Source organism: Paenibacillus sp. PvR098, assembly GCF_017833255.1.
GTDB lineage: Bacteria > Bacillota > Bacilli > Paenibacillales > NBRC-103111 > Paenibacillus_G.
The window spans coordinates 181092-206822 of the sequence record NZ_JAFIBU010000001.1 but is presented as its reverse complement, the minus strand read 5'-3'; the positions used below and the strand labels follow the sequence as shown (position 1 = coordinate 206822).

The following is a 25731-nucleotide window of genomic DNA, read 5'->3' as shown; positions in this document are numbered from 1 at the left end:
GCAAAGAACCGCCCTTGAGGCGGCTCTTTGCACGTATAAACACTCTATTGCATAATGGCTGAAAGAAAGTTTGCCGTAAGCCGGGTTCTGTGCTTCCGGTGGTCGTATCGGGTGCCACCCTGCCACCGTTGAAGCGACAATCATCTATCTAGGCCAAACATTGCTGCCTGGCTCAAGCGACCAACCCGAACGCGCCTCGGGCAAAGGCTGCCCCTTGCGGGACTGCGTTCCTCTAGGTCTTGCTCCAAATGGGGTTTACCAGGAGCGATGTCACCATAGCTCCTCGTGGTCTCTTACACCACGGTTCCACCCTTACCTGTGCATACGGGTCGCCCCGCTGCCATCGGCGGTCCATTTCTGTGGCACTAGCCTTCAGCTTGCGCTGACTGGACGTTATCCAGCATCCTGCCCTACGGAGCCCGGACTTTCCTCTCGTGGCTTTAGGCCACCAGCGATTGTCTGTCAAACTTTCTTTTGCAAATAGATGCTTGAGTTAGTATACAAGGAATCGCACAAAAAAACAACCACCGTATTTAGCCAATTTTACACGAAACGGAATGGTTCCGTCTGAATTTGTGAAGCTGCGACCGCTGTCGCCCATTTTCTTTCGGAAAGTTTTCGCTGCAAATATTCCGCTACGCCTTGCTTCATAATTTTCTCTACGTTATGACCCGGATCAATAAGGGCAATACCGGCCGCCAAAGCATCGTGAGCGGTATGGTAGTCGATGTCCCCGGTGATGAGCACGTCTGCGCCGGCAAACATTGCATTCTTGACATAACGGCTTCCCGAACCTCCAAGCACAGCCGCTTTTCGGATCACCTGCGCCGGGTCACCGACTACACGCAGCATCGGAACGTCAAAAGCCTGTTTTACTTGCTCACACAGCTCCTGCAGCGTTATGGGCTTGGAAAGCTTACCTGCCCGTCCCAAGCCGAAGGTACGCGTCTTCAGATCGAGCGAATACAAATCATAGGCCACTTCCTCGTAAGGATGAGCCTTAAGCATAGCTTGAACGACCTTACGCTCCACGCTTTGCGAGACAATCGTTTCCACCCGTACCTCTTTGACCTCTTCCAGCTTGCCCGGCCTACCGATGAACGGGTCTGCACCTTCGTCTGGTATGAAAGTACCGATCCCTTCAATGTTGAAGCTGCAATGGCTATACTTGCCTATCCCGCCCGCACCTGCATTGAACATCGCTTCTCTCACTTTATCGGCATAATCTGTCGGAACAAACACAACCAGCTTCTTCAGCTTATCCGTATGTACTTCATCCAGTGGCTCGGTGACGGTTAATCCGATCGCTTCCGCCATCATATCGTTTATTCCGCCCTCTGCCACATCCAAATTCGTATGTGCAATATAAACAGCGATGTCATGCTTGATCAGCTTCTCGTACAGCCGACCTGCAGGGGTGTCCGTCTGAATATGCGGCAGAGGACGATAAATAATCGCGTGATGAGCAATGATCAAATCAACTCCGCCCTGAATCGCTTCGTCAGTCACCTCTTCGGTTACATCAAGCGTCACAAGCACTTTACGGATATCCTTCTGCAGCGTACCGATTTGCAATCCGATTTTATCACCCTCTACAGCATACGATTTCGGAGCTAGCTCCTCCATTAGCCCGATTACCGCTTGTCCTTTGGCATACATTGCTCAAGCACCTCCTTGATTCGGTCCATTTCCCTTCTGAATTCTGCCTCCTTGTTGCGCGATGCTGAAAGTTCGGAATGAGACAGCCGCTCACAAATGCGGTTGAGCTTATCTAGTTCACTAAACCACTTGTCCATCCAAATCTGTGACGCCTCCCGGATCAAGAAAGGTCCCATGTGAAGCATCCGCTCCCGATCCACCACCAAACCACCGGTCAGCGGACGTGGAGCGTATAATTCGACGTTGCTATATGGAGCCAGTTCTGTGGGAACAGCCGTTAAAATTTCATATGTTTTCCCGTCTTCTTCCAGAATATGTTCCCCTGTGAGCACCCATTCATTCTCAAGAAGCCATTGCCTAACATTGGATTCGCCTACATTAGGCTGAAGCACCAGGCGACGAACACCGGCCAGTTTGCTTTTCCCCGCTTCCAGTATCGAAGCGATCAAAGCACCTCCCATACCAGCGATAGTAATGACATCCACCTCTCCAGGTGAAATCACCTGCAGTCCGTCACCGTGCCTTACCTCGATAATCTCGTCCAATCCGGCGGATCGGACCTGTTTCAAAGCCGCCTCAAACGGCCCCGCGTTGACTTCTCCGGCTACACCGCGGACAATAGTTCCCTGTAACGACAGAAAGGATGGCAGCAAAGCATGATCCGATCCAATATCCGCCAGCCGGCTGCCTGCTGGTACCTCTTGCGCGATCATTTCAAGTCGTTTTGATAATCTTACCATTTATACAACCCACTCAGTCCATTTTTTTCTCCAAGCAAACAGCAGCCCCGCCTCCACCAGCAGCTTGCTTAAAAGCAGCCGTTGCACGGCTAGGGAGCCGTATTTCTCAGCATAAAGCATAGCATATAACTCAGGCATATACCAAACGATTAAGCTTAGCAGGAAGAAGACCAGCCCGATCTGCCTGTTCTTCTCATGGATGATCCAAGACATCCAGCAAAATAAAATAGCAAGCGGCAGCCAGCTAAACTGCAGCGTGATCCACGACAATGTCTCCAGCTGATAATGCAGCAGCCATCCGTAGCAGAACACCAAGCTGACCCATCCGCAAAGCTGGAATAACGCCAGTCTTGCCAGCAGCCCGGTCATAATCCAAACCAAACTGCAGAAAGCCACGTATCCAACTACCGGCACCGAAGCCTGAACGCCATACAACCTCAGTAAATAAACACCAATAAACAAAAGAAATAAACAGGCCATTCCGATCAAAATTTGCGCTGACATCGGTTCCTTCTTTAACTTGGAACCTCCCCATCCATAACAGCCCGCCAAAAAGATGATGGAAATTGCTATTTGCATTGGTAATTCAAAAGCGTTAAAATTAAGAGCAGTAAAAGATAAAACGATGATGAACAGCAATACAAGCATCCAGATTTTCCAATTGCTGTTTCTTATTTTGTCCGGTGTGACACCTAACACACCGCCAGGCTCCGGCTCCCCTTGACCATGTTCCAAATCATAAATGTTCAATAAAAAATCACAGTAGTGCTCTGGCAGTAGCTTACTATGGCGCCATTGCTCGATCTCACGAATAATAACTTTCTTTTTATCATCCATAGGCTTTTGTCTCCCCTGAGCCCAGCATTTTTTACATAATTGAATATCGGCTGCGGGAATGCAAAAAATTAGACCTTGCCGCGCATCGGTGCGCAGAAAGGTCTAGGCATAACCTATTATTCAAGAAAATCCTTTAACCGTTTACTTCGGCTGGGATGACGAAGCTTACGTAGTGCTTTGGCTTCAATCTGACGAATCCGCTCACGGGTAACTCCGAATACTTTGCCGACTTCCTCCAATGTACGCGTACGGCCATCGTCCAGTCCGAAACGAAGGCGAAGTACATTCTCTTCACGCTCCGTCAAGGTGTCGAGCACATCCTCGAGCTGTTCCTTAAGCAGCTCATAAGCAGCAGCGTCCGCAGGTGCAAGCGCTTCTTGGTCCTCTATAAAATCACCCAAATGCGAGTCGTCCTCTTCACCAATCGGGGTTTCAAGAGACACCGGTTCCTGAGCGATCTTCATAATCTCCCGCACCTTGTCGGTGCTTAGATCCATCTCTTTAGCGATCTCCTCCGGTGTCGGTTCACGACCAAGCTCCTGCAGCAGCTGACGGGATACCCGAATCAGCTTATTGATCGTTTCAACCATATGTACCGGAATCCGGATAGTCCGGGCTTGGTCAGCAATCGCGCGAGTAATCGCCTGACGAATCCACCAAGTGGCGTAGGTACTGAATTTGTAGCCCTTAGTATGATCGAACTTCTCTACCGCTTTAATCAGGCCCATGTTGCCTTCTTGAATCAAATCCAGAAACAGCATCCCTCGACCAACATAGCGCTTCGCGATGCTGACTACAAGCCGAAGATTCGCTTCCGCCAAGCGGCGCTTGGCTTCTTCGTCTCCAAGCTCGATACGCTTCGCTAAATCAACCTCATCCTCGGCGGAAAGCAGCGGAACCCTGCCGATTTCCTTCAAATACATCCGAACCGGATCGTTGATCTTGATGCCGGGAGGCAGCGACAAATCGTCATCAAAATGAAACTCATCGTGCTCATGCTCCATCGGACTCATTCCGTTGTCTTCATCCGCTTCATTGCCGACATCGATGCCCATCTCTTGAAGCTGCTCGAAAAACTCGTCAATCTGCTCCGGATCCTGGTCAAATGGAGCAAGTTTTTCCATAATTTCTTTGTACGTGATTGCGGAACGCTTCTTGCCATGTTCAATCAGCTGTTCCTTTACTTGTTCCAACGTCAGCTCTGTCTCTATTTCCGTACGTTGATCGTTCGCCATAATACAACTCCCTCCTCCCTAGAATTTCACCCCGTCAGCCGCTTGGTCGGCTCTAGGATGATTTCAACTGCTTTTCTAGGGAAATAATCTCACTGCCCAGCTGCAGTGCTCTAGGGATATCCCCTGAACGTTCTGCTTGTTTCACTTCTTCTTTCTTTTGCTCCAAAGACTGCAAGAGAGGATACTTCTTTATTTCCCGGATGTAATCGTCAATAACGGCATCGTTGATCCCGTTGCGGTTGTCTATTAAGGTCAGGGAACTGGCCAAGCTCTCCAGCTTGTCATCCTGCAGCATGCCTATGAATGTGCCAACATTCGGCTCATACCCTTGGGCATAGTAGGAATACAAGTATGCGGCCAGGGCCGCATGAGCTTCCATATTAAAACCGTCTCCCAATCGACGCTCGACATGACCGGATATGTCCCGGTCCAGCATCATGACGGCAAGCAATTGTCGCTCTGCAAATTGATAGGCAGGAACCATAGAAGGGACGTGTTCCCGAGGCTTCCCGTTATTCATAACATTATTCCACGGTTTGTCTTTATTATCCCCAAATCTTTCGTTTTTTTCCGATTGCAGCCGGATTTCGTTCAAATTCTGCTGTAAAGCATCCAAAGAATACCGGAATTCGGACGATAACTCTCGGAGATAATGTTCCCTTTCGATGGGTGATGACAGTCCTGCAATCAATTTGAGTGCTTGCTTGATGTACCGGAGCTTTTCTCCATCCTCCTGTAGTTTGTAATTTTTGCGAAAGTAAAGAAGTTTATATTTGATCGAAGGTACGGCGGTTTCAATAACTTCCCGTACAAATCGTTCAGAACCGTGTTTAGCAATATACTCATCCGGGTCGAGTGCATTCGGCAGCAAGGCGATCTTGACTTGACAGCCCGCGTTCTCAAGCATAGGAATGCTTTTGTAAGCGGCAGATTGTCCTGCTTGATCACCATCATAGGCGACCGTCACACGTTCGGCTAGCCTGCGAATCGCTTCCGCCTGCTCCGGAGTGAGAGCCGTACCCATCGTGGCGACTCCGTTTCTTATGCCTGCTTCCCAAGCTCGAATGATATCCATATAGCCTTCGAACAGAACGATCTCCTGCATTTTGCGAACCTGGGGTCTGGCCAAATGGAGATTGTACAGTGTCCGGCTTTTGTGGAAAAGCATCGATTCAGGACTGTTCACATATTTCGGCTGTGCGTCACCCATGGTTCTTCCGCCAAAAGCGATAACCTGTCCCTTCCAATCGTAAATTGGAAACATGACGCGGTCGCGAAACTTATCCACATACCCGCTGCCGTCTTGTTTGGCCGAAATTAGCCCCCCTTGTTCCATAAGCGGAAGCGAGAACTGTTTCTTGTCCAAGAGGTTGGTTAACGTATCCCACCTTGTAGGCGCGTATCCAAGCCCGAAGGTTTCGATCAGCTTATCATTCATTCCCCGATCCCGTAAGTAAGCTTTAGCTGCCTTCCCCTGCTCGGTGTTATGAAGGATGTACTGATACAGCTTTGCTGCAAGCTCATAACCTGCCAGCAGCTTAACCCGTTCCGCGTGCTCCTTTGTTTCTTCCTTTCCTGTTTGCGGAGCCAGGCCCACATCAAGCTTCGCTTCGTCCGCCAGCTTGCGAACCGCCTCGCCAAAGGACAAACCTTCCACCTCGGAGATGAATCGAATGGCGTTGCCACCCGCACCGCAACCGAAGCAATGATAGATTTGTTTTTCCGGGGTGACGGTAAAGGACGGTGTTTTCTCTGAATGAAATGGACAGAGACCCTTGAGGTAATGCCCCTGCTTTGTCAAGTGAACGTGCCGCCCGACAACCTCCACAATATCGTGGGATTTGAGGACCGCGTCAATGACATGCTCGGGAATGCGTCCGTTACTCATCCTAACCACCTTCATTCAAATAACACGTAATATTATTCGCTACACTCCGCCATTCTCCTGCATACGGGACAAAACTTTTGTCAAAGTTTGTAGAAATTCTTGCCGATCCTCGTCCGTAAACGCTTTAGGCCCCTTGGAATGCTTTCCTCCCCGTCTCAGCTTTGCTTGTTCGTGCCGGCGCTCAAGCAGAAAGCCGATGGTACGGTCGCTGTACATTTGTCCGCGGTTGGACATGGCTATCGCTTTCTTGCCCAAACCCAGCACCGCAAGTCCAAAATCCTGTGTAATGAGTATATCCCCTGCCGAGATCCTATTGGCGATATACAAATCGACGGATTGGTCTGAGCGGTCCACCTGAACAATCTCCACGCCTTCCGCCGGTTGGAGCCGGTGATCGAAAGAAGCCACCATCAAGACACCCACTCTGAACTTGGTTGCCGTATGGACGATTTCCTGTTTTACCGGGCATGCATCGGCATCTACTACTATTTTATACGTCATATGCCCCCACCGGATTTGTGACTGAAGTACTACCGTTAATATTATATACGATGAATTTACAAAAAATCCTGCTTGCTGCCTAAAATGAAATCTATCTGGAACGATACATATCAATGATGACGCTGGCGGTTTCTTCCACGGCTTTGTTCGAGACGTCGATTACCTCACATCCGATCCGCTTCATGATTTGATCCGCGTAGTCAAGCTCCGAATGAATGCGTTCCGAATTAGCATAAGTGGCGCTGTCCGGAAGCCCCAGTGTTTTGAGCCGCTCTGTTCGAATCACATTCAATTTTTCAGGGCTGATGCGCAGCCCGACAATTTTGCGGTTCGAAACCATAAACAACTGCTCCGGCGGCTGAATCTCGGGTACGAGAGGAACATTGGCCACCTTGAACATTTTGTGGGCCAAATACATAGATAACGGCGTCTTCGACGTTCTCGATACACCGACCAGTACAATATCCGCTTGAAGCACCCCACTGAAATCACGGCCGTCATCGTACTTAACGGCAAATTCAATAGCCTCAACCTTCTTGAAATAATCCTCGTCGAGCTTATGAATCATTCCCGGCGTGTGACTAGCCTCTTGCTTCAATGATTGCTCAAGCGTACGGATAATAGGCCCGAGCAGATCAATATAAGGGATCCGGTATCGGTCCGCCTGTTCAATCAAGTAGTCTCTCAACTCCGGAATAACCAGTGTGAACAAAATCGTTCCATTACGTTCAAGCACCGTGCGAATCAGTCGATCTATATCTGACGCATCATGCAAAAAAGGCACCCGTCTGATCTCCACCTGCTGCGGATGGAACTGCACCGCCGCTGCGCGGACAACCGCTTCTCCCGTGTCCCCCGCTGAATCCGAAGCGACGAATATTACCGATTTGCCGGTTCCTCCCATGAGACCCCGCCTTTCCGTTCTTTATCATTCGATTCATGAAAGCGGCATTTCAATCTACTATAGTACTACGAGACATTGGCAATATATGTTTCACTGACTTCCTATCACAAAAAAATCCCGCTGCCAAAGCCTGCGCACAGGCTCCGTCACGAGAGGTATCAACTTGGGTGTATCATATTATAATATCATTAGGCCAAAAACATGTCAATTCAGTGCAAATCTTTTGAAAATCATAAAAACTATACCCCGTATTTATCCATTTGATCCAAAAAATCGCGCGATTTTAGCTTTACGCCCGCGTGCGTATCAAAGTACGAGCGCATGATTTGCTTCAATAACTGCTTTGTCTGCGGTTTGACATCGATTTGACCGAGACGTCTGGCATCCATCTGTACAAACAGACGAAGGAGTTTATATGCTCCCGGTGTCAAACGGACGGCAGCAGGATCACGCAGCAGGCACCGTTCACATAGCACTCCGCCCATGCCAACGCTTATCGCTACTGCAGGGGATGAGTTTTCGCGACACACCACACAGTTCTCAAGCTCTGGAGTATATCCTGCATGCATCAGCATCTTCATCTCATACAGATGACCGATAATCTGCAAGTCCTTTTCCTCCTGGATAGCTTGCAGGCTGGCCTTCAGCTGATCGAACAAATAAGGCTGCCCCTCCTGATCGCCCATCATCCTGTCCGTTAACTCTGCAAGGTAGGAGGCGTGGGCAGCCTTATGCAAATCTTCTCTTATTTTATGAAAGGCTTCAATAATTTCCGCATGATTTAAGGTGCCCAGCTGGCTCGATTTAAAAAACAAGTAATCGCCATAAGTAAATAGCTGGGCGGAGGAACCAAATCGGCTCTTCACCTTTTTTGCGCCGCGCGCAACGACGCTCATCTTACCCTGTTCACGGGTAAACAAGGTAATAATTTTGTTGCCCTCTCCATAATCCATGCTGCGGATCACAATTCCCTGCACTCTGTACTGCACCGTCAGCCTCTCCCCATGTAGCCAAACCAGCAACTGAAATCCATCGAACTGCTTGATTGCATTTACTCTACAGCTTCAGCCGCAGCGTCCTCTTCCAAGAGCTCAGGCTCCTCCCTGGGCTGAACCTGAGATTCTTTATAAAGCAAGTAGGCATCCACATGTCCAGTGATCGAAAAATACTTCCACGAAAAATCTCTCATGGTACATCCTCCCCTTGGTAACGCGTCTACAAGTTGCTTAGGTTTAGGATGGTTTGGTTTGAACAGAAGTATGCTGAACAAAAAATGGTATGTCTGCATTACATTAAACACATTGGGATTCCTTTGAAACCGGCGAAGCCGCTATTCGTGACGGAATCCAAGATCTCGCAGGACGCGATCCTGGTTACGCCAATCCTTCTTTACCTTAACCCACAGCTCCAGGAATGTTTTGGAGCCGAGAAGAGCCTCGATGTCTGCACGGGCTTTCTGGCCTACCTCTTTGAGCAGCGCACCTTTCTTACCGATAATAATTCCCTTTTGCGAATCCCGCTCGACATAAATTACTGCGGAGATATGCACGACGCCGTTCTCTTCCACGCGCATATCCTCAATAGAAACGGCGATGGAGTGAGGAATTTCCTCCCGCGTCAAATGTAATATTTTTTCCCGGATGAGCTCTGCGCATACAAACTGCTCCGGATGGTCCGTAATCTGATCGGCCGGATAATATTGAGGTCCTTTAGGCAAGTACTTGATCACCTGATCCAGCAGCGTATTCACGTTATTCCCTTGCATCGCGGAGATGGGCACGATCTCAGCAAAAGGATACAGATCCTTGTACGTGGTGATGACAGGCAGCAGCGCTTCGGGGTGAACTTGGTCGATTTTGTTCATCACCAGCAGCACAGGGGTTTTCACTTTTTTTAACTGCTCGATAATGTAACGGTCCCCTCCGCCAAGGCCTTCCACTACATCAATCAAAAAAAGAATAGCATCTACTTCGCTAAGGGCGCTTTCCGCTGCTCTCATCATGTAGTCCCCCAGCTTAGACTGGGATTTGTGAATGCCTGGTGTATCCAAAAAGACGATTTGTGCTTCCTCTGTCGTATACACACCGTGAATTTTATTTCGGGTCGTCTGCGGCTTATCGGACATGATCGCGATTTTTTGTCCGATCACCTGGTTCATGAGCGTGGACTTGCCCACGTTGGGCCTGCCGATGATGGCGACAAAGCCCGATTTAAAGTCCGTTTGTTTTTCTTTATCAGAATAAGACATTAGTCAATGGTTCCTCCGTCCAAATCATTTGATGTGAATGCGCCGGGCAGCAGTGCTCCGACTGTCGTCTCGCTGACGTCTCCGCGCATATTAGTAAGGTACACGGGCATATCGGGACGACAGAGCTCTACCAGCACTTGTCGGCATATGCCGCATGGAGCGATTGGCTGTTCGGTATCGCCAACAACAGCCATCGCACGAAACGAACCGGGCAGCTCCCCGTCTGCTATGGCGCGAAACAAAGCCGTCCGTTCGGCGCAGTTCGTCGGTCCGTAAGCTGCGTTCTCCACATTGCACCCGAGATGCACACGCCCTTGGGCATCCAGCAGCGCACTGCCAACTTTAAACTGCGAGTAAGGGGTATAAGCTTTCTCACGCGCTTCTTTAGCTTGAGCGATCAGTTCGGTTTTATCCATGAGACGCGCTCCTTTCCCAGCAAGCTTGGGATTCATAGAGAAATAAAGTAATAAGCCAATACCGTAATCATGCTTCCGAGCAATGCGCCCAGCAGCAGCGAGCCGAGGCTCCGCTTCCGTTTATCGTACAGGGCCAGCATAAGGACGCCCGCAAGCAAAAATCCAAGCAGCACTACGAGCGTATCCTGGGCTCTGACCGCAATCAGGCTGGCTATGGCAGAGGCAACCGATGTCAGAAGGCTTGGCTTGATCCATACCCCTTTGTCGGAAAAGCGGGTCTGCGCCATAATGGCTATGATGGCAACCAAGGAGAGCAGAATCCAGACGCTAGCCGCAGTCAAAACATGACCTTTCCCCGCCTGCGCCGTCCGTACTAACCGGTCCATCGGCTCGTAGAACACAATCATGCCCGTAATAGCGGCAAAAGCTGCAGTCACCAACACGGAGGCTGCAGCTACATCTTTGGCAATTTTGGCTAGCGGATGAAGCTCCGGCATGGCCAAGTCGACCGTTTTTTCCACGGCCGTGTTGATGAGCTCCGTCATAAACATGAGCGTCACAGCCAATAAGATGAACAAGATATCTGTTTTGGATAGTTCAAAGAACAAAGCCAGCACAAGCGCAGCGACCCCCGCGAAAAAATGAAATTTCATATTTCGTTGGGTAGCCAGAGCATATTTCACACCCTCGTAAGCATAACGAAAGCTTCGCTGCCATTTAACCGGCTGCTTCACCGCGTTAAACCCGCCTGCTGTAATATTTGCTCCTGCTTGGCGAACATGACCTGCTCTTCGTCCTCGTCTTGATGGTCATATCCAATCAAATGAAGAAAGCCGTGCACGAATAGAAAGCCTAGCTCCCGGTCAATCGAATGCCCATAATCTTCAGCTTGGGCGATAGCTCGAGGCACCGAAATGATAATATCGCCGAGCGGCTCATCAAATTCCTCGTCCTCTTCATCCGTATCGCCATCCCCTATACCGTCATCCTCATCCCCGTAGATAATCTCAATTTCATCGTCACCCATTTCCTGCATGGCGAATGACAGAACATCCGTCGGTTTATCGAGACCTCGGTATTGTTTATTGAGCTCCTGTATGACAGCGTCGTCCGTAAACGTCAGCGCCACTTCCCCGTCCGTCACTTGCTCCAGGGCGCCTGCCAAACGAAGAAGCTCTTCTAGCTTTTCGATTAGGGCTGGCGTTATCTCATAAATCTCTTGTTCATTGTTCCATGAAAGCATAAGGCTCATGGCTTCACCTCATTTTGTCTTGTTCTTGTTTCCCGAATCAGCTTTCTGTGACGGCATCTCGGTCGGGTATTCAATTCTGGAATGAAAGATACCCAGCAGAGCTTCGTTAAGCGTCTTGGCAATTTGATCCAACTCTTTGATCGTCAAATCACATTCGTTGTATTGACCATCATCCAGCCGGCTTTTAATAATTTTACGCACCATGGTATCAATCTGCTCCACGGTCGGATTGCGCAAGGACCGGACAGCAGCTTCCACGCAGTCCGCTATGCCGACGATCGCTGTTTCCTTTGTCTGAGCATTCGGACCTGGATATCGGTACTCGATTTCCTCCGGCGGCTTTTCGCCCTTCTCTTCCGCCTGCTTCTTGGCTTTATGATAAAAATACTGCAGCAGCGTCGTGCCGTGGTGCTGCTCTGCAATATCACGGATCGGCTTCGGAATGTTATATTCCTTCAGCATCTCGACACCGTCCCGGGCATGCGCCACGATAATCGATTTGCTGAGAGCCGGATCGATTTTGTCGTGTGGATTCTCAATATTCGTCTGGTTTTCGATAAAATAACTCGGACGCTTGGTCTTACCTATATCGTGATAATACGCACCCACCCGGCAGAGCAAACCATCCGCTCCGATGGCCTCCGCCGCAGCTTCAGACAGGTTGCCTACCATGACGCTGTGGTGATAGGTACCCGGAGTTTCTGTGAGCAGCTTTCTCAACAGCGGGTGATTCGGGTTCGACAGCTCCACCAGCTTGAGAGGCGACAGAATACCAAATGAGACCTCAAAAAACGGAAGTAAGCCGATAACGAGCACTGCGGTTAACATCCCTCCTCCGACAGCAAAGGAAGTGGCAAACAACGCGTCTCTTTGCGTTATATCATCATCCAGCATCAAGAGTGACGCAACAAGGATAAGACCGAATAATGAAACCATCAGCCCCGCTCTCAGGATCGAGGAGCGTCGGCTTGCCCTTTGGATGGAGAATATCGCCGCAAATGAGCTGGTCAGCGTGAGCATGCCATATTTGAAATCGAACGGAAACAGATGATCCGCATTGAAGACAACGCTGGCGATAACGCTGAATACGACCGAAGCGATAAATGCAAGCTGAGCGTTAAGTAAAATAGTGATCAATATTGCCCCCATCGCTGTCGGCGCCAAATAACCGATGAAAGGAAAGTTCAGGCTTTGGGCCATGGAGAACACCTTCATTAACCCAACCGTAAGAATCATAATCAAGATCAGCATCAGCAGTTGAACGTTATTATGATTTACAGGCAGCGTGCTTTGACGGACAAACATGAACAGAACGAGACAGCATAAAATAACGAATAACAAAAGTCCCATATTCGGCCAAGAGCTGGTGTCATCCTTCAGCAGTTCAAGCTCAGCTAAACGGTTGTACACTTCCTCCGTGATTTCGTCACCCTTGGAAACCAAAACGTCATTTTTGTTAATATATATTTCCTTCACATTGTCCCGCGCGTGAGTTTTGGCCTCTTCGGTTCCCTTTTGATCGTAGAACTTATTGGGCGTCAGTGCGGCCCGTACAAGCTCCTGAACTAGCTCGCGAGTCACGCTTTTCGTTAATGTTGAAGCGTTCACCAGCTCAGGCACCTTCACGCGGGCCGCCTGCGCGTCGAATATCTGATCGTTCATCAGCTTGCTTACAATCTCTTTAGCCACAGGCTCCATCACGCTCAGGTCCTCTGTGGACAATCTCGGAATTTTATAAAACGACTCCTCCGGAATCCGATAACGCTGATCGCTAAAGCTTTTGTTCATCTCCGTCATCAGCTGGTCGCTGTATTGTCCGCTGTTCATATACGTCATTAATTGGCGGTCGAGATGGTCTTGAATCAAGGTTGGGATGACGGTCTTATAAATGCTGACCTTATCCGTCTGCGACACGTCTGTATCGCTATTGATCTGCTGAAGTTTCTCGAAAATCGCTTCTATAGCCAGCTCGTTTCGGAGCGGCACGATTTTGTAGACCAGCTGCACGCGCTGGGCCGCTTCTTCCTTGGCTTGATCGGTGGCTACATTATTCTTGATTGCTCTCGTTGAGAGAATATCTTTCTCCGCAGTGGAATTTAATGTAATGTCATAGGTTTGCGGCACGACCTGATGAAACATCGTAATGTAAAACACAAGCGCAAGCAATGCAAACAGAAGAAAGCGCACAACGGAGCTGTGTCTCCAACCGGTCAGCCGATATTGAAATTTCCCTGGAATGGAAACGAGATTTTTCATGACGAAAGGTCAGCCCTTTCTCAGCCTTCTTTGTCCTCATTGTAGGCTATAATGATTTTTTGCACCAACGAGTGTCTCACAACGTCCTGTTCATCAAAAACGATAAAGCCGAGTTCATCGATCGAGCGCAGAATACGATGTGCTTCCACTAGCCCGGAGGATTTCCCGCGCGGCAAATCAATCTGGGTAACGTCACCGGTAATCACCATCTTCGAGCCGAAGCCCAAACGGGTCAAAAACATTTTCATCTGCTCCGGCGTCGTATTTTGAGCTTCGTCTAATATGATAAACGAATCGTCGAGCGTTCTTCCGCGCATGTATGCCAGCGGGGCGATCTCGATCAAGCCGCGCTCCAGTGATTTGGCTACCTGTTCAGGACCTAGGACATCGTTAAGAGCATCATACAATGGCCTTAAATAAGGGTCAACTTTTTCTTGGAGATCTCCCGGCAAAAAGCCAAGGCTCTCTCCCGCTTCCACAGCAGGCCGGGTAAGTACGATCCGCTTGACTTTACCCTCCTTCAGTGCCGCGACGGCGAGGACGACGGCAATATACGTTTTCCCTGTTCCGGCCGGTCCGATACCAAAAACAATGTCCTTCTTCTTGATTTCATCTACATACTGCTTCTGGCCGATCGTCTTAACGCGGATCGGTTTGCCTTTAAACGTGACAGCGATTTCGCCTTTGAACAAATCAAGCAGTTGGTCTGCCTTCATCTCTTTGGCGAGATCCAATGCGTAATTCACATCGCGCTCAGTCAGCGTGTACTGGTTGCGGATAAGCGTAAGGAGCACGGTAAACAGATGCTCCAAGCGAGCGATCTCCGAAGCCGGACCTTGAATCACGATCTCTTCTTCACGCGTGAAGATCTGAGCCGGCATATCCTTTTCGATCAGGCGTAAAAACTTATCCTGCGGCCCGAACAGGGCCAGTCCTTCGGCCGTATTTTTAAGCGCCACTTTCACGGTTGCTTGATCTGTCAACAGGTTTAATCTCTCCTCCGGGTTTTCGGTGAATAGAATTCCGAAAACGTCTTTATCTATAGATTATGGGACGATCGGTTGTTCGACCCCGATCGATTCTTCCACCTCAAAAAGTATTTCCATATAAACTTTACCACTCTCTGTCTTTTCATGCAAAATTTTTTCGGATACAATTCGAGATTCTTTGCCTGCAGCGGACAAAATTTGCCCCCTAGCCTGCTCAAGTCCGATAGCCGACGCTTCCCTTGGGTCAACCTGCTGCTCTTCCATGCTCACTTCCATGATCTTCTCGCGAAGCCATCCGATCGGCAGCGTATAATTTCGCCAAGCCAGCGACTTTTGTTCAGGAAGCGTTTCATACTGTCCAAACGGGACTTTCCCGTAACCGCTCATTTGCACGCCGCGGCTGCCTAAAACGAGAAAAGATCGGGTTTTCGTCTCACCCGTGTAGACCTTGTATTGCCAAAACAGCGGCACTTCTACCGTAGGCTTGTACCAAACCAGCCCCTTCACCTTGCCTTCGGCAACAACCGTTTGCTGATTTGTCTCATCCCCCAGGATGCCCGAGATGAGTATATCTCCTTTGCGAACATAGCTATTGGTCTTCACGGCAGGCTTGCCCCTCACCGCAAAAACATCCGTCACCAACGCGTTTTTGGACGCTACCAGATGACGCGGGCTGAGCAGCGGCGGCTTCTCCGGAATCGTAGCTTCGACGATTTTAATGAGTACATGAGTGCCTTGGACCTCCACACCAACCCAGGCCGTACCCGGCAGATGGCTGAGAAGCGATCTGGACAGCGTCTCAGGTTCCTTCAGCCTGAATTTCCACTGCAGCCTATAAATTCCCTCCTGCTGCGCGGCTTGTAAAATGCGTTCGGTTTCAATCGCATTATTGCCCTCTACCCGCACCTGCCATACAACCGAGGAGAGCAAATAAATTCCGATGAAAAAGCCGAGCATCCCAATAACAAAAAATTTACGCTTCTCCAGCTTGTCCAGCCAAAAGGGAACGCCGTGTCTTTCCTTGATTCTGAACCTGGAGCCTGTCTCTTTTAACAACGGCCTAAGCCTGAAAAAGTCAGGAATGGTCACAAACATCAGGGCCTGATGTTCAGCCGAATAACGAATGTCCCAGACGGACATTCGCATGACCGTCATGCGATTGATCAGCTCTTCCAATTGCCGGCCTTTCACTTCAATCAGAACAAATCCGCGCAGGCGATGGATAAACGATGATTTCACGTTCGACTTCCCCTTTCCGGGCTAAGGAATGTATTTGATATCTCGAATCACGCCTTCAATAAACACTTCTTCCGACAAAATGGCACGTATCACAAGCTCCGAGCCATATACCTCAACCCGGCCTTTTGTCAAAGCCAGAGTAAGCAAATCGCCTGAAAAATGCAGGACCCCCCGGTGATTTTCAATATACAGCTGCATGTTGCCGATCATCGTCATGCGGGGCAAGTCCATCGCTACGTCCTGAGGCAGGTCGAGCAGTTTGGCGGTCCATTGATTGAATCTACGGGTCAATCTGCGCATACGTTACCTCCTCCGTAAACTGCCCTTCAGGCATCCAAAAGCCAGAACACGGGCTATTTACACCATATGCCTGCAAACTGAAAATATGCCCTTAGAAGGCTTAGCTGCGCCCAATATCATCTGCCATCATAAAAAAAGCACCCAACCGCTGATCAAAAGATCAGTGATTAGATGCTTTAAGATTTCACCGCCGGTAAGGACGTTTGGCTCGCGGCGGGCCCAGAATCTCGGCCCATAGCACGCCGCGTGCTAAATCCTCGGGCGTCGGACGGAACGAGGCCGTCACGGGGCTTTGCTGCCGTACGGAAGGCCTCCGGAGGCCTGATGCTTGTGTTTGCGGCGTAGACCTTGACCGCTGCATCCTCTCTGGCCGCGGAGCTTGTGCTGGCGCAGGCTCCTGACGGATTTCCTGAGGAACAATCGCTCGATTCTCGGCAGGCGGTGCAGCCATGGGCCCCTGACGCTCCTTGGTGCGTTTAGGCAAGCCAGGACCGTCGCCGCCGAACGAAGGCATGCCTCCGGGAGCCGGTCTTGCAGGCCGGTTCGGCTTATCCGGCTGTTCGGCTCTGCCTTTTTTATTTTTCGTGAAGGTGCTTATCACAATATAAATAATCACCAGAATGAACCAGTTGTTGAGAATAAACTCTATAATCCCCATCATTCATTCCCGCCTTTCCGAACGAAAGACGCTTAAGCGTCTCCGTTGTTCTTATCCGGGTTGTTCATTTTTCCAAGACCGGAACGCATTTGGGTGTCAGCTTCGATGTTTTTCAGGTTCATATAGTCCATCACGCCCATTTTGCCTTCACGAAGCGCATCGGCCATCGCTTGAGGAACTTGGGATTCAGCTTCAACCACTTTAGCCTTCATCTCCACGACGCGCGCGTTCATCTCCTGCTCCAGGGCAACAGCCATCGCCCGGCGTTCTTCCGCTTTAGCCTGTGCGATCTGCTTGTCTGCTTCCGCCTGCTCCGTCTGCAGAATGGCGCCGATATTTTTACCTACGTCCACATCGGCAATATCGATGGATAAAATTTCAAAGGCCGTTCCGGCATCCAAGCCTTTGCCCAATACCGTACGCGAAATCATATCCGGGTTTTCCAACACGTCCTTGTGAGAGTTGCTGGAACCGACAGTGGTGACAATCCCTTCGCCTACACGGGCAATGATAGTCTCTTCCCCCGCACCCCCGACAAGTCGGTCAATGTTGGCACGAACCGTTACTCTTGCAAGAACCTTCACTTCAATACCGTCTTTGGCTACGGCAGAAACCGTAGGTGTTTCAATCACACGCGGGTTAACGCTCATTTGTACTGCTTGGAGCACATCCCGGCCCGCCAGATCAATAGCAGCCGCCCGTGCAAACTCCAAATGAATGTTGGCGCGGTGCGCCGCAATAAGCGCATTCACGACGCGATCCACGTTACCGCCCGCCAAGAAGTGACTTTCCAATTGATTTATGCTTAAATCCAAACCGGCTTTGGTCGCTTTAATCATCGGGTTGACGATCCGGCTCGGAATAACGCGACGAAGGCGCATAGCCACGAGCGTAATGATGCCGACCCGCACGCCGGAAGCGAGTGCAGAAATCCACAGCATCACCGGAACGAAGGTGAAAAACACCGACAACGCGATGATCGCAACCACCACGAGCAATAAAAACGTAATTAGAGAAGCATCCATACAAACACCATCCTATCTCATTTTTCGTCTAAACTTCTTTCAATTCTTTAACAACGATTCGCGAACCTTCGACCTGAACGACCGTCACAGGGCGGCCAGCTGCGACAAATTCGCCTGAAGTGACGACATCTACACGTTCCTCACCGAAGGCTGCTGTTCCTGCAGGCCGGAGCGGCGTTAGCGCAAGAGCGGTTTGGCCAAGCAATTCCTTCCGGGACGATGCGGACACGTATCCTTGCTCCGTTGTCAGCTTCTCACTCAAGATGAAACGATTCCAAACACCACGGTGCCTGAATATCCGGATCACGATCGCGACAATCACAGCCGCCGAGACAAAGGCGATTCCCAGGCTCCACACTGCCATTTCTTTGTTGTAAGCTGACAAAACCACTCCGCTGAACAAGCATAGAGCTCCCAAGACACCCAGTATGCCGAAGCTGGAAACGAAAATTTCCAGAAAGAGTAGTATGATGCCGGCCACAAAGAGCGCGATATCCTCCATCCCCGCAAAGCCCGCGATGTAATGGCCAAAGAAATACAAACCGAAGCCGAGCAATCCCAGAATGCCAGGAAGACCGAATCCCGGTACGATAATCTCGATGGCTACGCCGGCGATCCCGATAAGCAGCAGCAGAGTAGTTACCCACGGTTGAGTCACAAAACGTGCGATCTTCTCGGCTACGCTAAGCTCCATCATCATCAGCGGATGATTCTCTCCGCCGACAAACTTGACGACATCCTCCAGACTCGCTGCAACGGTTTCCGCATAGCCGACCTTCAACGCTTCCTGTGACGTTAACGTAACGATTTCACCCTTCGGCACGGTTCTTCCGATTTCGGGCATCGTGACACCGACGTTTTTATCCACCATCGCTTCGGCAATTTGCGAATTGCGTCCTCGCATCTCGGCTGCGCCTTTCATGAGCCCAGACCAGGTAGAAATGACCTTCACATTCTCAATCTCATTTCCTGTGATATCGACAACCGCAGCCGCTCCAATAGAACTGCCAGGTTCCATCGCAATCTGCTCTGCGTTTAACGCGATATAGCTGCCGGCTGAAATCGCCTTCCCTCGTACGTAGGCGATAGTTGGAATGGGGCTGTTCTTGATCAGTTGCCCGATCTCCTGCGCCGAATCCACTCGTCCGCCGAACGTGTTAATGTCCAAGACAATATGGAGCGCGTTCATCTCTTCCGCTTCACGAAACGCCCGTTCCAAAAAATTGTACAGGCCAGTTTCAACGGTTTGGTGCACCGGAATGACGACAACCGGCGCCGCGAGAGGCTTCGTTTCCGCATGTGCGGTCTTCATGTCCGGCAGTCCGATTAGTATGGCCGACAGAATCAGAGTCATCGCGAGCATAAACATGATGCATTTTTTCAAAAAATACGTCTTCCATCCACCGGTTTGAACACGCATGGCTTTACCTCCTTTTCTCCATGATGTATAAGCCTATAAACGGTAATACGCGTGGAGTGCGCAATTGATTCATAAAATAATCCGAAAAGAAGAAAAACACTCCGTTACTGGAGTGTTTTTCGTTGTTGTTAAGACAATAGCTGTTGGACAAACTGATTAACAAGCTTGCCGTCCGCGAGCCCTTTTACCTTTGGCATCAATGCGCCCATGACTTTTCCCATATCCGCTTTTGAAGAAGCTCCCACTTCTTGGATGGTCTGCTGTACAATGGCTTTTACTTCTTCTTCGGATAACTGTTGCGGCATGTACTCCATCAAAATAGCAATCTCTGCCTTCAGGTTTTCAGCCAAATCATCACGACCGGCCTTTTCAAATTCTTGGAGGGAATCTTTGCGCTGTTTGATCTCGCGATTCAAGACGTCAAGTACTTCTTGGTCATCTAAGGTTTTACGCTGATCTATCTCGATATTCTTGATAGCTGCACGAACCATACGGATTACGGAGAGTTTAAACTTTTCTTGTCCCTTCATCGCAAGCTTCATGTCATCGTTTAATCTCTCGCTTAAGCTCATCGATTAAGCCTCCTAGAACTTTCTCTTACGAGCAGCCTCTGACTTCTTCTTACGCTTAACGCTTGGCTTCTCATAATGCTTGCGTTTTTTAACCTCCGCCAAAACGCCATCTTTAGCGATAGAGCGCTTAAAGCGGCGAAGTGCAGCATCTATAGTTTCGTTCTTGCGAACTCGAGTTTCTGACACCAGTTTTCCCTCCCTCCGAACAGACCGTCCAAGACAACAAAAGACATTCGTCAAATTTCATTATAGGCGAAAACAAAACAAGGTGTCAACCTATTCAAAGCAAACAATGAATAATTCGTTTGAACCCCTATTACCCTGCATTTAGTGCCCCAAGTTTTTCTCCGCCAAGCAGGTGATAATGGATATGAAAAACGACTTGCCCACTGTCAGGTCCGCAGTTATTGATCAGCCGATACCCCGTTTCATATACCCCCTGCTCCTTGGCAATTTGCTGAGCTGCGGCATGAATTTCGCCGAGTAAATGCAGGTCCCCTGATTCCACATTATTCATAGAAGGAATATGCTTCTTAGGAATGATCAAAACATGTACAGGCGCGGCCGGCTGAATATCGTGAAAAGCGAAGACATGTTCATTCTCGAATACTTTTTTTGATGGAATAGCGCCCTCGACGATTTTACAAAAAATGCAGTCCATGGATGTCCACCTCTTTTCGTCCCATAAGTTACCTTACCTGTATATCATAACGAATCGGACATCAAAAATCCAATAGAAAACACCATTATTAAACAAGTCTTTTCTGGTCCCATTTCAACTTATAGCTCCACCCATTCAACAACCAAATCTACCGCCTGTTTAAACCGTTCGCGGCCATGATTGGCCAGTGCTTTCCTTCCCTTTTCAAAACTACCTCCTCCCAATGGCAGATAACAAATAAGAAGGTTTTGAGGTTTTATGCGCCAAGGAGCCTGCACTGAAATCCCCGTCAGCCATTTTGTACAACGTATCCTCCGCATGTTTGTTAGAAATCAATCTTACAATAAGTAAAATATATACAGTACAAAAAAGGAATTCCAATTGACAACATGAATCATTGTTTGTATTTTTATTATTTTTCAAGAAACTACGCTGTATATCCCAAAAATATCGATTTTAAATACGTATATATATTACTTTATAATTTGTAATGTTCGTATTATTATTATGTGCAACATGATATTTTGCATGATACAAAACATGAATGGAGTTTATTTCCGTATTCCGCCTCGCAATGTAGACTGGGAGTCTAATTTCATTTATAATGAATGTCAGTAAGTTTCGAGGTGGGGATTTCATGAACAAATTCATGCGTGCCGCAACCCGTAAGAAACGCGAATATATGATGGAAGTTGCTTTAAAGCTATTTATCGAGCACGGATATGAGAAAGTCTCCGTTGACGATATTATTAAGGCAACGAATACTTCCAAAGGAACGTTTTATCACTATTTTGAAAGCAAGGACGAGATTCTACTGGAAATTCCAAGGAGACAAATTTCCATCATACGAACGTGGGCAAACCGCCCGCAGAGTCACCCCCCCTCCTTGGAAAATCATATCAACGGACTACTCCTCAGCTTGGCTGAGAGCCTGCGGTATTCGCCCAAATTAATGCGAAGCTGGATTGCGTTGTCGATGCACAACGATGCGCTCAAAGCCGCGCTTGAGGAACAAAATCGCATTCTGTATGAACATCTTCTGCAATGGCTGCAGGATCCGAACAAAGCGAGAATGCTGATATCCGCATATCTCGGAACGTTACTGCTATGGTGTTTACAGGATGAGGACGATTTGAATGAACTTATGCACAGGCAGTTGGCCCCGGTTTGGACCGGAATCCGCGCATCTCAGGATACGGATTCGATACCACTCAAACCGGATCAGAGAGGGGATCATGTTATGAAGGTGGCTGTCATTGGAGGCGGCCTGGCGGGATTGACCGCAGCCGCGTATTTATCAGAGCATCCTGGCGTGGAAGGAGTATTATTCGAGCGAAGTCCGCAGCTTGGAGGCAGAGCGTTTACTTATGAAAAAGCCGGTTTTACGCTAAATTACGGAGCTCATGCGATCTATGGCATCGATCGTCATTCGTTGTCCGTGATGGAAAAAGAACTGGGGCTTTCCTTCAGCTCCAAGCAGGTCGATAAACGCAGAGTCATGTATGCCAAGAACGGGCAGCTGACGCCTGCTCCGCTCGATTTTGTCAATTTGATGAGGACTGAGCTCTTGAACCCGATGCAAAAGGTTCGTTTTGTCGGGGAAATTACGGCGATCATCGCCAACATTCACCATGTGCGGAACTACGATACACTTGGGGATTATTTGGCACAATCGGACGCCGACGAGGATGTCAAGGAATTGTGGGAGCATCTCGTGTGCTCGAATTTCTTTATCACGCCTGAAGAAGCCAGAAAAGTTTCCGGAGCGGTCATTAGCGAGTATTACCATAACCTGTTCCTGTCCGGAAAACCGGTTAATTACGTTTTGGGCAGCTGGGCTGTGATCACGAACCAGTTGAAGCAAAAAATAGAACTGTCACGCCGTTGGGAAATCTCTCTACAAGAAGGCGTGGACGGCATTCGTTATGCGGATCGCAAATTTTGGCTGCAAACAAAAAACAGAGAGCTGCCTTTCGACCGCATCGTCTTCGCCATGCCGGTGCAGCAAGTGTGCAAGCTGCTGAAGACTACGCCATGGGAACCGTTTCTGTCTCCGTACGAAGACAATACCGCTACTGAGGTCATGGTATACGATGTGGGCTTGAAGCAGGTCGTCGCCAAGCCGTTCAGTTATATCAGCGATATGGACAATAAGCTGTTTATCAGCGACGTGTCAGCTACCGATCATACCTTGGTTCCCGATGGAGGTCAGCTGCTTCAAGGGATCGCTTACCTGAGCGATAAGTTTGCTGACGAAGCCGAACGCAAAGCTTACTTGGACAATAAAACAAAACAAATGGAAGCTCTGTTCGACAAATACTATCCTGGCTGGCGCGAGGCAACGGAAGTCAAGCGCGTTTCTAAAAAAGCGATGGTGGCCAGTGTGAAAAATATCTCAGGGAACCATTTGCTGCCGAACCGCATCGAGAATGTGCCGTTTTATTTCTGCGGAGACGGATGCCAAGGCAAAGGGGAGCTAGCAGAACGTGCTTTCTCCAGCGCGATGCTGGCAGCCAAGTCTATTTTGGAAGAACCCGAGCTGGCAACGAATATTGGATCGTAGGACAATTCATCCATCGAACGAACCATGTAATCCAAATAACTACAGCAAAAAAACTGGCCAGTGGCCAGTTTTTTTTCATTCAGCTCATTTACGCCACATGATTAAACAGCTTGATTGCCTTAGCGATTTGCTGCTTAATCCATCCGAATACAGTTGAGGCCGCAGCTCCCATGTTCTGTTCAGCTTGAGTCGGGTTCTCGGGGATAAGCAAATCTCGCTGCACTGCCGCTGTGCTAACCTTAGCAGCAGAAGCCTTGCCCTCACTGCGGATTTCTACCGTTCGCGTTGTGCCTTCCCAGCTGACGGCACCGCCAAACGCTTCTCCCACAAAACGTGCCGGAACCATCGTATACCCGTTTACTAATTGGGCGGGCATTTCAAGAGATATCGTTTCTCCGTTTCGACTCGCGAACTTGCTGCCGATTTGTATGGATACTACCGTATTTCCCTTACGCGCGGTTGCCGTTCGAGTATCGGCATTCCACTCGACCTTAGCACCCAGCGATTCAAAAATCGCCCGCACCGGTGTCAACGTATTTCCTTCCCGGATGACCGGCCGCTGTTCGAACTTCACATCCTTGCCGTCCACTTCAACGGAAACACTCGACGACAATGGGAACGATTGCGCCCCTGTCCTCCGGCCGTCCTTATTGTAAACAACAATCTCTAACACAGAACCTTCCGGAACGGCGCCCGCCTTGAGCTCAATGCCGAATGGCGGGGCGGTCTGTGTCTCGAGCAATTTGCCGTTTAAGTAATATTCAAGCTTCCCGATATAGATATCCGGAATTTTGACGAAAGGCGTAATTTTAGCGCTTTTGGCAATAGCCGCACGGGCAGTCAACGGAACATGGCCGACATGATCCGAAGGCTTTGCTCCCTGCTGGACTTTGGTCAAATAGAACGGCGGTGCGATCATACGGCTGTATAGCTTCATCATCGCTTCGTTGTCCCTGAGCAAATAGTTGTTTTTAGATTCTCTCATTTCCAGATTGACATTGAAATAGGTGATGGACTTCAGACGCGGGTACTTGTAAGGCATGACTTCATACAACCGCTGCAGGTTAAGCAGCCCATAGTCGGTGAACGATTCCTTCGGAATATTCGCATAATGGGATACGGCGGTTTCACTGATCATCAGAGGCTTCCGGTCGGCATAAGTCCTGTACAAATAATCAAGCCGTTCCACCGGGCTTGTCGCCTGCATATTCCCCTGCTTCGGATCTCCGTTCTCATACGGCTCGCTGTATAGACTAACGCCAACCCAGTCGACATAAGCATCTCCTGGATAGTAAGGGGGGATCGAGTACATCGGCACTTCTCCCGGACTCCATACCATAGCCACATTCGGCGCTTCCTGTTCCATAATGTCGTGCACCATGCGGAAATTTTGAATATATTTCTGAGGATCACCGTGCCATACGACCCAATTGCCGTTCATCTCGCTGGCATAACGCAAAAATATCGGAATCCCCGCCGCCTTGGCTTCACGAGCCCATTGTCGTACCGTCTCTTCCTTAACGGCATCAAGTCCATCCATCGGCTCCCATGCGATCTGCAGTGCAGCTCCCGCCTGCTTAGCCCTTTCAACGTACTGCTTCGGAAAAGGCTTGCCTACTTGGGTGTAGGCTAAGTAAAGGGCGTGTTTTTTTCCGTAAATTTGCTCAGATCGGGTGTAGTAATTGAGCATTTTCGGATCTAGCTCCGAATACATGCCGATATACGTCCCGTATTCCGGCTCGAATTTCGCAAGCTTTCCATCCGGTGGAGCGGCCAGCCGTTTTAACTCCTCTGTATCCGAAGTACTGATATAGGCCTCCACGGTAGTACGAATTTGCTCCGCGCGCTGTAAATCGACAGCTCCCCAGTCCTTGCCGTCTTTGAGCCAGTACTCGTTCTCCAGCACGTAGTAACGAATCGCCTTATCGTAATCCCCGATTTGGTCGAAATATTGATTGAGTCTGCCGCAAAAGAGCGCTGCATTCTGCCAATCCCCGATAGACGCATAATGATTAACCAAAAACTCCCAATGGGGCACCGCGTCCGCCGGCTTCCCTTTGGCCGTGGCAGCATCGGCCGCTTTCCAACGGTCCCATATCGCGTCTGCGTATATCGGATCAGCCTGTGAAAAAAGCAGCCCGGCGCAAAGCGTCACAGCCAGCAGGCGTTTGAGCCTTCGGATGCTTGTCGAAGTCGTCAACGACCGGACAAAAAAAACGTTCCAACGGATGCGATCCGGACGATCCGACTTCCAGTGATGTAGCGACATTGTGGTACCTCCTTGATGATGCGTGTCCTTATATTATACAACAGGTATGCCTGGAAGAGCACTCTTATGTCTGCCATCTTGGCGCTGGTAAAGCGTAAG

Annotated in this window: 25 protein-coding genes and 1 other RNA gene; 1 reads left to right on the top strand and 25 read right to left on the bottom strand. The window is 49.4% G+C overall.

Annotation, left to right across the window (positions count from 1 at the left end; translation table 11 throughout):
* Positions 1-61: 61 nt before the first annotated feature.
* The 24 genes from rnpB to JOE45_RS00865 form a co-directional block, all read right to left on the bottom strand.
* Positions 62-471: RNase P RNA component class A (gene rnpB / locus JOE45_RS00980), an RNA gene on the bottom strand.
* Between the two features lie 72 nt (positions 472-543).
* Complete coding sequence (locus JOE45_RS00975; protein ID WP_210021960.1) at positions 544-1659, bottom strand: Nif3-like dinuclear metal center hexameric protein; 1116 nt, start codon at positions 1657-1659, stop codon at positions 544-546.
* Positions 1635-2399: a tRNA (adenine(22)-N(1))-methyltransferase gene (locus JOE45_RS00970; RefSeq protein WP_210021961.1), complete on the bottom strand. Its 765-nt coding sequence runs from the start codon at positions 2397-2399 to the stop codon at positions 1635-1637. The genes JOE45_RS00975 and JOE45_RS00970 overlap by 25 nt, the downstream gene beginning before the upstream one ends.
* The gene (locus JOE45_RS00965; RefSeq protein WP_210021962.1) at positions 2400-3236 is read right to left on the bottom strand and encodes a hypothetical protein; all 837 of its coding nucleotides are present in this window, start codon (positions 3234-3236) and stop codon (positions 2400-2402) included. It abuts the gene before it with no gap.
* Positions 3237-3352: 116 nt separating this feature from the next.
* Entirely contained in the window at positions 3353-4471 is a 1119-nt protein-coding gene (rpoD, locus tag JOE45_RS00960; protein WP_210021963.1) for an RNA polymerase sigma factor RpoD, read from the bottom strand.
* Positions 4472-4523: 52 nt separating this feature from the next.
* The gene (dnaG, locus tag JOE45_RS00955; protein ID WP_210021964.1) at positions 4524-6359 is read right to left on the bottom strand and encodes a DNA primase; all 1836 of its coding nucleotides are present in this window, start codon (positions 6357-6359) and stop codon (positions 4524-4526) included.
* Positions 6360-6398: 39 nt separating this feature from the next.
* Positions 6399-6860, bottom strand: coding sequence for a YaiI/YqxD family protein (locus JOE45_RS00950; protein ID WP_210021965.1), 462 nt, complete (start codon positions 6858-6860; stop codon positions 6399-6401).
* 91 nt (positions 6861-6951) lie between these two features.
* On the bottom strand, positions 6952-7764 hold the full coding sequence (locus JOE45_RS00945) for a pyruvate, water dikinase regulatory protein (RefSeq protein WP_210021966.1): 813 nt from the start codon (positions 7762-7764) through the stop codon (positions 6952-6954).
* Positions 7765-8003: 239 nt separating this feature from the next.
* The gene (gene recO / locus JOE45_RS00940; protein WP_210021967.1) at positions 8004-8753 is read right to left on the bottom strand and encodes a DNA repair protein RecO; all 750 of its coding nucleotides are present in this window, start codon (positions 8751-8753) and stop codon (positions 8004-8006) included.
* Between the two features lie 62 nt (positions 8754-8815).
* Complete coding sequence (locus JOE45_RS00935; RefSeq protein ID WP_210021968.1) at positions 8816-8953, bottom strand: YqzL family protein; 138 nt, start codon at positions 8951-8953, stop codon at positions 8816-8818.
* 141 nt (positions 8954-9094) lie between these two features.
* Entirely contained in the window at positions 9095-10012 is a 918-nt protein-coding gene (gene era / locus JOE45_RS00930; protein WP_210021969.1) for a GTPase Era, read from the bottom strand.
* Positions 10012-10428, bottom strand: coding sequence for a cytidine deaminase (locus JOE45_RS00925; RefSeq protein WP_210021970.1), 417 nt, complete (start codon positions 10426-10428; stop codon positions 10012-10014). The genes era and JOE45_RS00925 overlap by 1 nt, the downstream gene beginning before the upstream one ends.
* Positions 10429-10460: 32 nt before the next feature.
* Positions 10461-11162: a diacylglycerol kinase family protein gene (locus JOE45_RS00920; RefSeq protein WP_210021971.1), complete on the bottom strand. Its 702-nt coding sequence runs from the start codon at positions 11160-11162 to the stop codon at positions 10461-10463.
* On the bottom strand, positions 11159-11680 hold the full coding sequence (gene ybeY, locus JOE45_RS00915; protein ID WP_210021972.1) for an rRNA maturation RNase YbeY: 522 nt from the start codon (positions 11678-11680) through the stop codon (positions 11159-11161). The genes JOE45_RS00920 and ybeY overlap by 4 nt, the downstream gene beginning before the upstream one ends.
* A 9-nt stretch (positions 11681-11689) precedes the next feature.
* Entirely contained in the window at positions 11690-13936 is a 2247-nt protein-coding gene (locus tag JOE45_RS00910) for an HD family phosphohydrolase (protein WP_210021973.1), read from the bottom strand.
* Between the two features lie 20 nt (positions 13937-13956).
* A complete protein-coding gene (locus tag JOE45_RS00905; protein WP_461479639.1) occupies positions 13957-14919 on the bottom strand; it encodes a PhoH family protein in 963 nt (320 codons plus the stop codon).
* 63 nt (positions 14920-14982) lie between these two features.
* Complete coding sequence (gene yqfD, locus JOE45_RS00900) at positions 14983-16164, bottom strand: sporulation protein YqfD (protein ID WP_210021974.1); 1182 nt, start codon at positions 16162-16164, stop codon at positions 14983-14985.
* 21 nt (positions 16165-16185) lie between these two features.
* Positions 16186-16464 carry a sporulation protein YqfC gene (yqfC, locus tag JOE45_RS00895; RefSeq protein ID WP_210021975.1) on the bottom strand — a complete coding sequence of 93 codons (279 nt, stop codon included), beginning with the start codon at positions 16462-16464 and terminating at the stop codon, positions 16186-16188.
* A 184-nt stretch (positions 16465-16648) separates the two neighbouring features.
* Positions 16649-17125 (bottom strand): hypothetical protein, encoded by a 477-nt coding sequence (locus tag JOE45_RS00890; protein WP_210021976.1) that lies wholly within the window; start codon positions 17123-17125, stop codon positions 16649-16651.
* 29 nt (positions 17126-17154) lie between these two features.
* A complete protein-coding gene (floA, locus tag JOE45_RS00885) occupies positions 17155-18147 on the bottom strand; it encodes a flotillin-like protein FloA (protein ID WP_210021977.1) in 993 nt (330 codons plus the stop codon).
* 28 nt (positions 18148-18175) lie between these two features.
* Positions 18176-19567, bottom strand: coding sequence for an NfeD family protein (locus JOE45_RS00880; RefSeq protein ID WP_210021978.1), 1392 nt, complete (start codon positions 19565-19567; stop codon positions 18176-18178).
* A gap of 128 nt (positions 19568-19695) precedes the next feature.
* Positions 19696-20139 carry a GatB/YqeY domain-containing protein gene (locus JOE45_RS00875; RefSeq protein WP_210021980.1) on the bottom strand — a complete coding sequence of 148 codons (444 nt, stop codon included), beginning with the start codon at positions 20137-20139 and terminating at the stop codon, positions 19696-19698.
* 12 nt (positions 20140-20151) lie between these two features.
* Positions 20152-20325 (bottom strand): 30S ribosomal protein S21, encoded by a 174-nt coding sequence (gene rpsU, locus JOE45_RS00870; protein ID WP_010491812.1) that lies wholly within the window; start codon positions 20323-20325, stop codon positions 20152-20154.
* 130 nt (positions 20326-20455) lie between these two features.
* Positions 20456-20800, bottom strand: a complete 345-nt coding sequence (locus tag JOE45_RS00865; protein ID WP_210021981.1) for a histidine triad nucleotide-binding protein — start codon at positions 20798-20800, stop codon at positions 20456-20458.
* A gap of 637 nt (positions 20801-21437) precedes the next feature.
* Between JOE45_RS00865 and JOE45_RS00860 the strand changes: the two genes are divergently transcribed.
* Entirely contained in the window at positions 21438-23363 is a 1926-nt protein-coding gene (locus JOE45_RS00860; RefSeq protein WP_210021982.1) for an FAD-dependent oxidoreductase, read from the top strand.
* Between the two features lie 88 nt (positions 23364-23451).
* Here JOE45_RS00860 and JOE45_RS00855 read toward each other — a convergent pair whose 3' ends face one another.
* Entirely contained in the window at positions 23452-25632 is a 2181-nt protein-coding gene (locus tag JOE45_RS00855) for a stalk domain-containing protein (protein WP_210021983.1), read from the bottom strand.
* Positions 25633-25731 lie beyond the last annotated feature (99 nt).